The sequence below is a fragment of the Salipaludibacillus keqinensis genome, from assembly GCF_003226325.1.
Classification (GTDB): Bacteria; Bacillota; Bacilli; order Bacillales; family Salisediminibacteriaceae; genus Salipaludibacillus; species Salipaludibacillus keqinensis.
Map to the genome: position 1 here is coordinate 286,750 of NZ_PDOD01000004.1, position 12,733 is coordinate 299,482.

Here is a 12,733-nt window from a genome sequence, read left to right on the forward strand (position 1 = left end):
GGGAAATTAATTGGAGGTGGAAGTTGTGAAATTGAACAGAAGAAATTTTCTTAAAGCGTCAGCTCTAACAGGGTTGTTTGCAGCTGGTGCAACTCAGACGAAACCAGTCTTGAATGCATTTTCAACGAAGGCACAAGCAAGTGAAGAAAACAAGCCACAAGGAGAATGGATCGCCAGTGTTTGCCAGGGCTGTACCGCTTGGTGTGCCGTACAAATCTATCGCATTGATGGAAGGGCGACAAAAGTGAGAGGTAATCCTAATGCAAAAGCAAATCACGGTCACTCTTGTGTAAGATCACATATCGGATTGCAGCAAGTCTACGATCCTGACCGTGTGAAACAACCAATGAAACGAACGAATCCAAAAAAAGGAAGAGACGAAGATCCGAAATTTGTGCCAATTTCTTGGGAAGAAGCAATGGATACAATTGCTGACAAAATTATCGAACTTAGAGAAAATAACGAAACACATAAATTCTCTGTCTGGAGAGGACGCTATACCGCATTGAATGGAATCCTCTATGGGGCTATGCCTAAAATCATCGGTTCACCAAATAATGTATCTCATAGTTCCATCTGTGCAGAATCAGAGAAGTTTGGACGTTATTATACTGAAAGGTATTGGGGGTATGCTGATTATGATCACGAAAATACCTATTATGAAATTTTCTGGGGAGGCGACCCTATTTCATCCAATCGGCAAGTCCCTCACACGGCCAGCATTTGGGGAGATTTAAAAAGTCGTGCAAAATTAGCTTGTATTGACCCAAGATTTTCAACAACCGCTGCAAAGTCAGATGAATGGCTCCCTGTTATTCCAGGTGAAGACGGAGCATTAGCGACAGCGATAGCTCATGTATTACTAACAGAAGAATTATGGTATAAGCCATTTGTTGGAGATTTTAAAGACGGTGTGAATCGATTTGAGGTAGGAAAAACGGTCAATGAAGATGATTTTGAAGAAATTCAAACCCATGGTGTGGTGAAATGGTGGAACTTGGCCCTAAAAGACGCAACACCTGAATGGGCATCAGAAAGAGCTGGTATTCCAGCTGAACAAATTTATAGAGTAGCAAGAGACTTTGGTCGAGCAGCACCAAAATGCATATCTTTCTCCTCACCGGGATCAAGCATGGTTGTTCGAGGTGGTTATACAGCTATGGCTCAAGCAGCATTAAATGGATTAGTAGGATCTGCTGATAACGAAGGCGGGGTTATCTGCGGAGGGGAAAGTTGTCCTGTTAACGATTTTCCTGAGTTTGAGAGTTATATAGATTCTATTGCAGAACAAGGAAATAGCATGGAACGGATTGACCATGGTGGAAGATTAGAGTTTCCAGCTTTGAAAGATAGTAAATCTGGTGGGGTAAAGTTAACAAATACAGTAGCAGACGCGATCTTAAATCAAGACCCGTATGACTTAAAAGTAGTCTTGAGCTACTGGACTAATTTTAATTTCAGTAATCAGGGGACTGAACGATGGGATGAAGCTTTAGCAAAGATACCGTTTATGGTCCATATGACTGTGAACCCTGCTGAACAAACACATTTTGCAGATATTGTCTTACCAGTTCCACACTCTATGTTTGAGAGATTGAGTCCTGTCCGAGGAAGTAATGGGAATTTACACACTCATCTCCATATGCAAAATAAAGTCATAGAATCACCATTTGATATTAAAGTCGATGAAACAGAAATTCCATGGATGATTGGCGAAGCATTGGAGAAGAAGGGTTTTTCTAATCTTATTGATTACTTCCGAAACGAGTTTGCTGATCCTGAAACTGGAAAGAGTCCTGAAAATGAAGAAGAATTCAACGAAATTGCCACAAAAATGTATACTCAGCCACTTTGGGATCTTTCCTATGAAAAAGAAGGAGACAAGATCAATGGATGGGAAGAATTAAAAGAAATAGGAACATGGAATTCGATTCCATATCGGTTCCGTCAAAAATGGGATGGAAATTGGGGAACAGAGACCGGGCAGTTTGAATTTTACAGTGAAACGTTAAAAGCGGCATTGCAAGAACATGCAGATAAACATAATGCAACGATTGATGAGGTTATGGAAGCAGCGATGCAAACTGAACGAGGAGAGATGGCTTTCGTTCCTCATTACGAACCGGCTTATCGTGTAGGCGATGATGAAAAAGATAAATATCCATTCATCTTCTCTGAGCACCGTTCAAAATTAAACAGAGAAGCGCGTTCTGCTAATACGTCATGGTATCAAGAATTCAAGGATGTAGATCCAGGAGATGAAGCTTGGGACGATGTTGTAAAAATAAACCCTAAGGATGCTAAAGAATTAAGAATTCAAAATGGAGACAACGTAAAATTAACAACGCCAACAGGTACGATAACGGTCAAAGCTAAACTATGGGAAGGCACTCGCCCGGGTGTCGTTAGTAAGTGTTATGGTCAGGGACATTGGGCATACGGTCATATCGCATCTCTCGATCGAAAAAAACAAATTGCTCGTGGTGGAAACAACAATACAATTTTAGCTCCAGTTCATGAAGCAATGAGTGGAAGCGGAGCGAGACATGGTGGTCAGACGAGAGTAAGAGTCGAAAAAGTATAGTCAAATCTTTTAAAAGGTATGGAGGTGACGGTAATGACTAATAAAAATTATGCCATGACGATCGATTTACAATCATGTATAGGCTGTTCGTCATGTGCGGTTGTTTGTAAAAATGAGAATAATACCGATACAGGGATGAACTGGATGCATTTTATTAAAAATGAATCAGGAACTTTTCCCAATGTGAGTTATGAATATATTCCTGCTTTGTGTAATCACTGCGATAATGCTCCTTGTGTGAAAGCTTGTCCTGTTACCGCAATGTATAAAGACGAAAATGGTTTGACCTTGCACGATGCTGATAAGTGTATTGGCTGTAAAGCTTGTATGGCTTCTTGTCCGTACGGTGTTATCTCCTACAATAAGAAAGATCCTCATGATTACTGGTCTCAGCAGGAATCTTGGAGTGAACTGTCTGCAACACCTGCTGAAGTTCAAGAAAAATCAGGGGCCAAATTGCCATATTACAATCCAGAGCGGGATTACAATTATGAAGCCATTCGCTATCGAGGAATCGTTGAAAAATGTCAGCTTTGTGATCATCGATTAGCCAGAGATGAACAACCTTATTGTGTGACGAGGTGTCCTTCGGAAGCGATGTACGTGGGAGACTTGAATGATCCAGATGACAAAATTCATCAAATCTTATCCGATGATCATAAAACGTTAAAAGATGAATTAGGAACAAAACCGAAAGTATTTTACGTTAGAAATTTTAAATAAGAGTTTAGAGGGTGTGAGTAACGATGGAGCAGCAAATCTTAGGGGAGTTTCATTATAAAGCAAATGTGTTCAAAATTCTAAGTGAGTTATTTAAAAAGCCGGCGGAAGAACATAAAGAGCTCTTTCCTATTTTAGATGAAGCAATGTATTCAATTTACCCAGAGCTTCAAAAAGAAAGTACAAAGTTAGCTGAACTATTTGACCAAAATGAACAGATGTTAATTGATTATGCGAAACTATTTGTTGGCCCTTTTGATATGCTAGCCCCCCCATACGGATCTGTTTATTTAGAAGAAGGAAGAAGGTTGCTGGGTGAGTCTACTGCACATGTTCAAAAGCTTTACGAACAAGCAGGAATCGAAAAGATGGAATCTTTTCATGAACCGGCAGATCACATATCTGTGGAGCTTGAATTTATTTACTATTTGTACTTTAAGTACATTGAAACAAATGAATTGAAATATTTGAATATATTAAAGGAATTTATCGATCGGCACTTAGGACGGTGGATTAGTCTTTTCACAGATAAAATGGTCAAAAACTCAGTTCATAGCTATTACAAGCAATTAGGCATTCTCACAAAAAGTATTTTTGAAGCAGAAAAGAAAGTTTTGCGTCCAGCAACAGTTTAAGACCTAATAGTAATTCCAAAGTGAACTTACAAATCATTCGAGGAGGTGAAGAAGATGTGGCAACGGTTGTTCTATCGCAGAGTGAAAGAAAGATCTTCTATTCGTTTCAATGAAAAAAGTTGTTTGCGAGAAAGGTATAAAAACAGTACTTGTGATAAGTGTGTCGCTGTTTGTCCTAATGAAGCTTTTTCAATTGTAGATAACAAAATCAAATTGGAAGAAGACCGTTGTCACAATTGTCACCTTTGTGTTCATTCATGCCCAACCGAAGCTTTGTACTACGAATCTGAGATGATCAGTAAATATGAAACGCGAATCGCACAAAAAGAGTCTGTCACGTTTACATGCCAGCGCCAAGCGTCAAGCGAGGGGAATGATGTTGCACTACCTTGTTTACAAGCTTTGACGCCTGAATATTTTATGATAAGTGAGTTGTATGATAAGACAAGTGAAGTGTTCTGTGACGGTGATATATGTAAGACATGTGAAATGAAATGGGACCCTTTAGAGGGATTGGTTTGGTTGAAAGATTGGAATGAACAATTGAAAGGAGAAAGAAGAATAACTGTTTCTTCAGATGAAAATATGAAAATAGGTAAGAAAAGAACATACAATCGAAGAGAGCTTTTTAAGATGACTTCTGAAGAGACGAAAAGTCAAATAGGTGACTTTGTCTTAGGTTCGTATGAAGAAATCGCTAGTTTTAAAGATAAAATCAACCACACCCAGAAAAGAAAGTATCTCCTGGGCTTTCTTCGAGCTAACGAACAATACCTTAACCAGGGAGATTTAGGTGTACTTCCACAAAAACTTCAAGCGACAAAAATAGAAGTAGACAACAAATGTACAATTTGTCAAAAATGTTCCAGTATTTGTCCGACGGGAGCGTTAAAAGTAGTTGAGGGGGAAGAAGCGGCGTCTTTGCAGTTTTACACAGATCAATGCATTGATTGTGATATTTGTGAAGCTGCTTGTAAACATGTTTATAAAAAGCCGGTTAGAAGATTGTCAGATCTATTGGAAAGTCATGTGTTACAAATTATTAATCAAGATACATGTCCAAAATGTGGTTTCAAGAAAAACGTTAACCATCCTTCATGTGAAGATTGTGAAGTGAAAGAAGAAAAGAAACGGTCATTATTATCTGACTGGTGAGAAAGATTCAAAGGAGGGAGTTCAAATGGCTATGAAATGGCAGGGGAAAAGTTTAGTAGGCTTAGCTATTTTGCTTATCATTATAGCGGCTGGTTTGTTTGGAATGGGAAACACTTTAATACAAGGTCAAGTGTTGTTTGGTTCAACTGAGCTAATACCGTGGAATTTATTAATTGTCGCTTACGTTTTTTTAGCTTTAATGGCCAGCGGAATGTGTATGATCGCTTCAGCATCGCACGTGTTAGGGTTTAAACAATTTGATTTTCTAGGTAAACGAGCAATTTTTTTAGCATTAGCGGTGCTAATTCCTGGCTTATTAGTGTTATCAATGGACTTAGGTAGACTAGATAGGGCATTAAATTTCATTACGTCACCTAATCTCCAAGCACCAATGTGGTGGATGGGAGCCACTTATGGTGTTTACGTTGTATTGTTGCTGGTTGAATTCATTGCAATGCACACTAAAAATGAAAAAATCATGCATTATGCTTCTTACTTTACTCTAGCAGGTGCAGTGGCGGCAACGAGTATTCTTGGAGGGATCTTTGCTATCGTTGTTCAACGTCCCCTTTGGTATGGCGGAGCGACAAGTGTATTCTTTGTTTTATCAGCAGTGATTACAGGAATTGCTTGTTTAACAATATTTACTTATTTTACTTTTAAATTCAGTAGCGAAAAACTACCTCTTAAAGTTGATAACGCAATAAAGGGGTTATCTAAATTAATGGCTATTTTATTAGCGGTGGCTTTAGGCTTTAATGCTTGGCGGTTAATAACCATGTTCTACACCGCAACACCTGACTTTGCATTGATTTTCAATGGTGAATATGCTGTTTTATACTGGGGTGGGGCATTGGCATTAGGGCTGATTATCCCTTTACTTATGATCATGTTTAAACGTAGTAGTGGTATGGCTGTTGTAGCTAGTATCCTAGTTTTATCAGGCATGTTTTTCGATAAATATGTGACGGTTATTGGTGGACAATTAGTTCAGCCCTATGGGGAAGTGACGTCATATAGTTCGACAATTACTGAGTGGCTTATATTTGTAGGTGCCATTGCAGGGACAATCGTTATTTATAGTGTTGGAGTCAAACTTTTAAAGCTCGATGAATCGACTCATATGGAAGCGGAACAGGATAAAAAGAAGAAACTGCGACCGAGTGCAGTTTAATCATTGAAGAGAGGCTGACTTTTCGGAGTCAGCCTTTGGTGTTTTCTCATCTAAATAAGAGAAGATAAACTATGTGTCAAATTATTCATCAATACATAAAAGAATCATTATATAACGTATTGATTATATAACGACAGAGATATATAATGAAATCGTTATATAGTGTTCTGCAAACATTTTATAAAAGAATAACATAAATATTATGCCATAAGATATTCCATTGGTTGATTTTGGAAAAAATAAGATATGAGGAGTTTTTCTAATGAATAGACTACAACCAAGTGATATTGCAAAGACACGTCATTTATTTTTCACTGGTAAAGGTGGAGTTGGTAAGACCTCCACAGCATGTGCTACAGCAGTAGCATTAGCGGAAGAAGGAAAAAAAGTATTGATTGTAAGTACGGATCCAGCGTCTAATCTGCAAGATGTGTTTGGAATCGAACTGAAAAATGAACCAACGAAAATAGAAGAAATTCCAAACTTATTTGCTGCAAATTTAGATCCTGAGGAAGCAGCTTACCAATACAGGGAGAAAATGATTGGTCCCTACCGAGGAGTCCTTCCCGAATCGGCATTAAGAAGTATGGAAGAACAGTTATCCGGAGCTTGCACGGTGGAAATTGCGGCTTTCGATGAGTTTACAAATTTGTTAGCCAACAAAGAAACGACAGAGCAATTTGATCATATTTTATTTGATACAGCGCCTACGGGCCATACGTTACGACTCCTTCAACTTCCGACAGCATGGAGTGACTTTTTGGAAGGCAATGAAAACGGAGCATCTTGCCTCGGACCGCTTGCAGGACTTGAGAAGAAGAAAGCACTTTATGCAAAAACGGTTGAAGCTTTGTCAAATGGAGAGGAGACCATCCTCGTTTTGGTATCCAGACCTGATTCCTCCTCATTAGAGGAAGCGGAGAGAGCCGGACAAGAATTAGCAGAGATCGGAATAAAAAATCAATCTTTAATTATAAACGGTGTATTTGACCGGCAGTCAGATGACGGGTTGGCCATTAAATTAGAAGGTAAACAGCAAGAAGCTTTAAATAATATGCCTATCGCACTTCAAAAGACGCCTACGTTCTATTTACCATTAGTACCTTTTAATTTAACTGGGATGGATGCAATGAGAAAATTTTTCCAGTCAAACGTTGAATATGACACTAAGTTAAATACACGTAAAGCATCCCATGATCTCCCCTCGATCAAAGCCATTGTGGATGACCTTGAGCCAAGAGGTCATGGTGTGTTTATGACAATGGGTAAAGGTGGTGTAGGAAAAACAACGATGGCTGCAGCCGTTGCTGTAGGCTTAGCTGAGCGAGGTCACAACGTTCACTTGACCACTACGGATCCGGCTGCCCACTTAACTCATGTGTTAAACGAAGAATCTTTCATAGGTACACTAAATATCAGTAAGGTAGATCCAAAAGCGGAAGTAGAAAAATATAAACGAAACGTACTTAATAAGGTAAGCAAGGATTTAACAGAAGATGAATTGGCCTATATTAAAGAAGATCTAGAATCTCCTTGTACAGAGGAGATAGCTGTCTTTCATGCTTTTGCTGAGGTCGTAGACAAAGGTGAAGGGGCTTTTGTAGTCGTTGATACAGCTCCTACTGGTCATACACTGCTCTTGTTAGATGCAGCCGAGTCTTATCATCGAGAGGTGGAAAGAACAGCCGGAGATATGCCAGAGTCCGTGAAGAAGTTATTGCCGCGACTTCGCGATCATGAACAAACTTTGGTCTCATTAGTAACGCTACCAGAAGCTACGCCAGTATTTGAAGCGAGCCGTTTGCAAGAAGATCTTCGAAGGGCTGAAATTGAACCAGCTTGGTGGATTATTAACCAAAGCTTTCAAGCTACCGATACAACAGACCCTGTGTTAAAAGGTCGATCATTTGCAGAGCAGCAATGGATAGAGAAAGTAAACAATGAGTTATCTAAGCAAACGGTTATTGTCCCGTGGCAAGCAGATCAGGTTATTGGCTTAGAAAAGTTAAAAACGCTGGTCTACTAATATTATTGTATAAGCTGTGTATATCAGGTTACCTTTGTAAACACACTTCAAAAGGGAGAGGGATTTCTGTATCCACTCTCCTTCATCTTTAAAGACATTAGAAAACGTATATAATTTAATTGATTTCAAAGTACAGGAGGAACATCATGACATCAGTCGTATTAGCATCAGCTATTTTCATCTTTACTCTAGTTTTAGTTATTTGGCAACCCAAGGGTTTGTCTATTGGATGGTCAGCCTCAATCGGAGCTGTTCTAGCTCTCTTAGTAGGGGTGGTTAGTTTCCAAGACGTCGGTGAGGTAACAGGGATCGTTTGGAATGCAACTTTAACGTTTATTGGAATTATAATCATTTCGCTTATTTTAGATGAAATTGGATTTTTCGAGTGGGCTGCTTTGCATATGGCGAAAGTAGCGAAAGGGAATGGAGTGAAGATGTTTGTCTTCGTCTCTCTATTAGGCTCAGTAGTAGCAGCATTATTTGCTAATGATGGAGCGGCATTAATTCTTACTCCAATCGTGCTTGCAATGGTAAGAGCATTGAAGTTTAAAGAGGCGATGATTTTACCGTTTATCATGGCCAGCGGGTTTATAGCAGATTCCACCTCATTACCGTTAATTGTAAGTAATTTGGTTAATATTGTTTCAGCCGATTTCTTTGGAATTGGCTTTATAGAATATGCCACTTATATGATCGTACCTAACTTTTTTTCCTTAGGAGCAAGTATTCTGGTTTTATATATCTATTTTAGAAAAGACATTCCTAAACAGTATGATATGTCCATGTTAAGAACGCCGAAAGAAGCGATTAAAGATCATAAAATGTTCAGGATGTCTTGGTTTGTATTAGGTCTATTATTGATTGGTTATTTTGTCAGTGAGTTTGTCTATATTACAGGGCCTATTTCAGGAGAACAGATGACCTTTCCAGTTTCTTTCGTTGCTATGACGATTGCGATTTTCTTCTTGCTGATGGCTCGCAGAAGTCCCGCAGTCAATACGGGCCAAGTGATGAAAGGTGCACCTTGGGCAATCGTAGTTTTTTCAATAGGTATGTATGTGGTTGTTTATGGGCTTAGAAATGTAGGATTAACTGATGTTTTAGCAGGCGTACTTGAGAAGTCAGCTAGTGGAGGGTTATTTATTGGTACTCTCTCCATGGGCTTCATTGCAGCTTTTTTATCGTCAATAATGAACAATATGCCTACAGTGATGATCAACGCCCTTGCTATTAATGATGCCGACCTTACGGGACCTATGAGAGATGCGTTTATTTATGCGAATGTGATTGGATCTGACTTGGGACCTAAAATCACCCCCATCGGTTCATTAGCTACGTTATTATGGCTACATGTTTTATCTCTAAAAGGAGTGAAAATTTCGTGGGGATATTACTTTAAAGTTGGTATTGTCATAACGATCCCAACACTATTTATTACGTTAACAGGACTATATTTGTGGATGCTGATTATTGCTTAAAGAAAAACGGTTATTGAAGAATTTCAAAGACTGGACTTAAGAGTTCTTCTCAAGTCCAGTCTTTCAAGTTTAGCGCGAAAAAGAATTTTTTTTTGTTTTCTTATGTTAACTCTGAAATTAAGTAAGTCGAGAAGTCAGTTTATCTGATATAATATAGGTTATTAATGTAAGAGATTGGATGGTAGATATGCTACGAACTGCAATATGGTTTATTTATTTTTTCATTTATTTAATCGTTATTTCCCCGGGGCTAATTAAGGCCAAGCGCTTAAAAGATCAAGGGAAGATGGAAGAATTTCATGCTTACATAAGAACTAAATATCAAAATTGGGCTAGGCGACTTGTAAAACTGGCAGGAGGAAGGGTTCATATAAAAGGTCAGGAACTGATTCCGAAAGATGAACCGGTGCTGATTGTCAGTAATCATCAAGGGAACTTCGATATTCCAATCCTATTAGGCTATCTGGATTTGAAAATCGGTTTTATTTCCAAAAAAGAAGTAAAAAAAATTCCAATGATCGGTAAGTGGATGGAATATATGGGCTGTGTTTTCATGGATCGGAAAGACCGCAGACAAGCAGTCAAGTCGATTATTGAAGGGGCAGACAAACTCCAGAACGGCTATAATCTTGTAGTGTTTCCAGAAGGGACTAGAAGCAAGGGAGGACCTGTTGCCTCATTTAAAAAAGGTACCTTTAAGCTGGCGACAAAATCAAATGTAACGATTCTGCCAGTGACGATCGAAGGTTCATATAATATGATGGAAGCAAACAAAAATAAAATTACTCCAGCAGATGTATATGTAACGATTTCTGAACCTATTCGTATTCATCAACATAGTTCAGTAGATGGGCAAGATCTTGCGGATCAAACTCAAGCACAAATTGTTAGCAAGATGAATAATAATGAATAAAAAGTGAAGTCCCTTGTTTAAAACAGGGGACTTTTTCAGGTCGTTTTATAGTATAATGAATAAATGAATGAACATTCAATCATTTTGAAAGGGTGATGAAACATGTCAGTTGAAAATACGTTTGAGCAATTAACAATGAAAATGAATCAGGATCCAAGTCATTTAGATGGTTTATCTTATGTTTATCAATTTGATCTTAGCGGTTCAGATGAGGGGAAGTACCAATTGAAAGTGGAAAATAATCAAGCGGAGTTTAAGCTAGGTGAGCCATGGGAGCCTCGTCTGACTTTAGCAATGAGTGATAAAAATTTCATCAAACTGGCAAATGATGATTTAAACCCTACGATGGCTTACATGAGCGGTAAATTGAAGGTTCAAGGAGATTTGGGGCATGCCCTGAAATTACAAGCTTTAATTAAGAAGTATCAATAAACTAAGATATACAAAAAAGCTGGACCAGTATTTTTGGAGGTTCAGCTTTTTATGGTTAATATTCGTTCCAATGTAACATGGGCACGCCACTTTTTATGCTTTTTGAAGATTACTACCGTCATATTTTTGATCTATCTTCTTCTCAATTTGACGGAGTGCTTTTTGATCTTCTATAATTGCTTGCTTATTTTCCTTTACTAATTCTTCGAAACTTTTGTGAAAACGTTTTCTCATAACTGACCATCCTTTAATCGAAATTTTCTTACAATTTAATTATACACTTAAATCTATGCCGAAAACACGTGAAAATTGTTACAATTTTGCGAACATTGTAAACAAAATGTTTATAGTATTTATGCACGGGATTAATTTTAAAGTGAGTAACATATTTCCCGTATAAAAAACAAACTTTTGATTTGTTTTTATCCACAAAGTTATTAACATATCATTTATTGTTTAAAGTTTATATGTGAAACTTATCCCCAATGTTAACAACCTTGTGGATAAGTGTGCTGGGGATAAAATTAGTTGAGTTATTTTGAAAGTTTATTTTAATAAGGTACAATAGAATGGAAAAAGTGAATAGCCATTCATTTAGGGGGATCGCAGAAATGAAAACATCTTTAAAGCAACGTTCCAAAGAGATTTATCAGATTACTATACCTACACCGTTTTTAGTAGGGCCAATAAATACATTTCTGATTCGGGGAGATGCATTGACCTTAGTGGATACAGGGCCTAAAACGGATGATGCGCTCACTCAAATGAGAAATAAATTAGCCGAATGCAATGTAAGGACGAGTGATATTGACATTGTCGTGTTGACTCATCATCACCCAGATCATATTGGGCTTGTCCAGGAATTTTTGCCAAATGCTAAATTAGTTGGGCATCCGAAACTTCGTCCGTGGCTTGAAAGGGATGAACAGTTTTTATTGAATACAAGGAATTACTTCTATAATTTTTATGAAGAACATGGGGTTCCAATGAATTGGATAGAGGAAATGGATCGTATTCATAATAATTATTTAAAATACACAACGAAAGTTCCGTTAGACTTAGAAGTGTCGGAAGGAGATACAATCGACGGTTTACCTCACTGGAGAGTCATTGAGACTCCAGGACATGCTCAAAGTCATATTTCGCTTATTCATGAGCAAGATGGTACAGCGATCGCAGGAGATCATCTCATAGCTCATATTTCGTCAAATGCTATTATTGAAGCACCTTATTGGAATGAAGTAGAACGGCCGAAAACATTGATACAATATAGAGAGGCGCTAAAGAAGTGTTTGCATACTTCATTTATCTATTCAGGACATGGGGATGGTATTGAAAACCCTAGAGAGTTGATTGAAGAAAGATTAAAAGGGATGGAAGAAAAGGCTCAAGTATTTAAGCGGAAAATGGGAGAAGAACCAATCCAAGTATTTGATTTAAGTAAAAAACTTTATCCTAAAATTTATCAAAAACAAACAGCTTTAACATTCTCTGAAACATTAGGGCATTTAGATTTATTAGAAGAGCAGGGAGAAGTCACCTCTTTCAGTGAGAATGATCGGACTTATTATCGGAAAACATAATGACGAAGGATAGACATACGACCTAGATAGCCC

11 protein-coding genes are annotated in these 12,733 nt (G+C 38.1%); 10 read left to right on the plus strand and 1 reads right to left on the minus strand.

The genetic code is table 11. The annotated features are described in order from the left end of the window. The first annotated feature begins 25 nt into the window (after positions 1-25). The 9 genes from CR194_RS16205 to CR194_RS16245 all read left to right on the plus strand — a co-directional run bounded on the left by CR194_RS16205 (position 26) and on the right by CR194_RS16245 (position 11,117). Positions 26-2,584: a molybdopterin-dependent oxidoreductase gene (locus tag CR194_RS16205; protein WP_110611130.1), complete on the plus strand. Its 2,559-nt coding sequence runs from the start codon at positions 26-28 to the stop codon at positions 2,582-2,584. Between the two features lie 33 nt (positions 2,585-2,617). Continuing rightward, the gene (locus tag CR194_RS16210) at positions 2,618-3,307 is read left to right on the plus strand and encodes a 4Fe-4S dicluster domain-containing protein (protein WP_110610945.1); all 690 of its coding nucleotides are present in this window, start codon (positions 2,618-2,620) and stop codon (positions 3,305-3,307) included. A gap of 23 nt (positions 3,308-3,330) precedes the next feature. Next, a complete protein-coding gene (locus tag CR194_RS16215; protein ID WP_110610946.1) occupies positions 3,331-3,939 on the plus strand; it encodes a TorD/DmsD family molecular chaperone in 609 nt (202 codons plus the stop codon). Positions 3,940-3,993: 54 nt separating this feature from the next. Further along, complete coding sequence (locus CR194_RS16220; RefSeq protein ID WP_110610948.1) at positions 3,994-5,094, plus strand: 4Fe-4S binding protein; 1,101 nt, start codon at positions 3,994-3,996, stop codon at positions 5,092-5,094. 25 nt (positions 5,095-5,119) lie between these two features. Continuing rightward, positions 5,120-6,268 carry an NrfD/PsrC family molybdoenzyme membrane anchor subunit gene (gene nrfD, locus CR194_RS16225; protein WP_110610950.1) on the plus strand — a complete coding sequence of 383 codons (1,149 nt, stop codon included), beginning with the start codon at positions 5,120-5,122 and terminating at the stop codon, positions 6,266-6,268. Between the two features lie 262 nt (positions 6,269-6,530). Beyond that, positions 6,531-8,294 (plus strand): arsenical pump-driving ATPase, encoded by a 1,764-nt coding sequence (gene arsA, locus CR194_RS16230; protein WP_110610952.1) that lies wholly within the window; start codon positions 6,531-6,533, stop codon positions 8,292-8,294. Positions 8,295-8,440: 146 nt separating this feature from the next. After that, a complete protein-coding gene (locus CR194_RS16235) occupies positions 8,441-9,772 on the plus strand; it encodes an arsenic transporter (RefSeq protein ID WP_110610954.1) in 1,332 nt (443 codons plus the stop codon). Positions 9,773-9,959: 187 nt separating this feature from the next. Then, on the plus strand, positions 9,960-10,685 hold the full coding sequence (locus CR194_RS16240; protein ID WP_110611132.1) for a lysophospholipid acyltransferase family protein: 726 nt from the start codon (positions 9,960-9,962) through the stop codon (positions 10,683-10,685). 102 nt (positions 10,686-10,787) lie between these two features. Continuing rightward, positions 10,788-11,117, plus strand: a complete 330-nt coding sequence (locus tag CR194_RS16245) for an SCP2 sterol-binding domain-containing protein (protein ID WP_110610956.1) — start codon at positions 10,788-10,790, stop codon at positions 11,115-11,117. 93 nt (positions 11,118-11,210) lie between these two features. On the opposite strand, the gene CR194_RS16250 is transcribed toward CR194_RS16245, so the two are convergent. After that, the gene (locus CR194_RS16250; RefSeq protein WP_110610958.1) at positions 11,211-11,351 is read right to left on the minus strand and encodes an FbpB family small basic protein; all 141 of its coding nucleotides are present in this window, start codon (positions 11,349-11,351) and stop codon (positions 11,211-11,213) included. 377 nt (positions 11,352-11,728) lie between these two features. Between CR194_RS16250 and CR194_RS16255 the strand changes: the two genes are divergently transcribed. Then, positions 11,729-12,700, plus strand: coding sequence for an MBL fold metallo-hydrolase (locus tag CR194_RS16255; protein ID WP_158282299.1), 972 nt, complete (start codon positions 11,729-11,731; stop codon positions 12,698-12,700). The last annotated feature ends 33 nt before the right edge of the window (positions 12,701-12,733 follow it).

What these genes read in the sequence shown, in the direction of transcription:
- CR194_RS16250 (WP_110610958.1), bottom strand. Translation starts at nt 11,351, where the DNA reads ATGAGAAAACGTTTTCACAAAAGTTTCGAAGAATTAGTAAAGGAAAAT.
- CR194_RS16220 (WP_110610948.1), top strand. Translation starts at nt 3,994, where the DNA reads ATGTGGCAACGGTTGTTCTATCGCAGAGTGAAAGAAAGATCTTCTATT.
- CR194_RS16255 (WP_158282299.1), top strand. Translation starts at nt 11,729, where the DNA reads ATGAAAACATCTTTAAAGCAACGTTCCAAAGAGATTTATCAGATTACT.
- CR194_RS16215 (WP_110610946.1), top strand. Translation starts at nt 3,331, where the DNA reads ATGGAGCAGCAAATCTTAGGGGAGTTTCATTATAAAGCAAATGTGTTC.
- CR194_RS16210 (WP_110610945.1), top strand. Translation starts at nt 2,618, where the DNA reads ATGACTAATAAAAATTATGCCATGACGATCGATTTACAATCATGTATA.
- CR194_RS16240 (WP_110611132.1), top strand. Translation starts at nt 9,960, where the DNA reads ATGCTACGAACTGCAATATGGTTTATTTATTTTTTCATTTATTTAATC.
- CR194_RS16245 (WP_110610956.1), top strand. Translation starts at nt 10,788, where the DNA reads ATGTCAGTTGAAAATACGTTTGAGCAATTAACAATGAAAATGAATCAG.
- CR194_RS16235 (WP_110610954.1), top strand. Translation starts at nt 8,441, where the DNA reads ATGACATCAGTCGTATTAGCATCAGCTATTTTCATCTTTACTCTAGTT.
- arsA (WP_110610952.1), top strand. Translation starts at nt 6,531, where the DNA reads ATGAATAGACTACAACCAAGTGATATTGCAAAGACACGTCATTTATTT.
- nrfD (WP_110610950.1), top strand. Translation starts at nt 5,120, where the DNA reads ATGGCTATGAAATGGCAGGGGAAAAGTTTAGTAGGCTTAGCTATTTTG.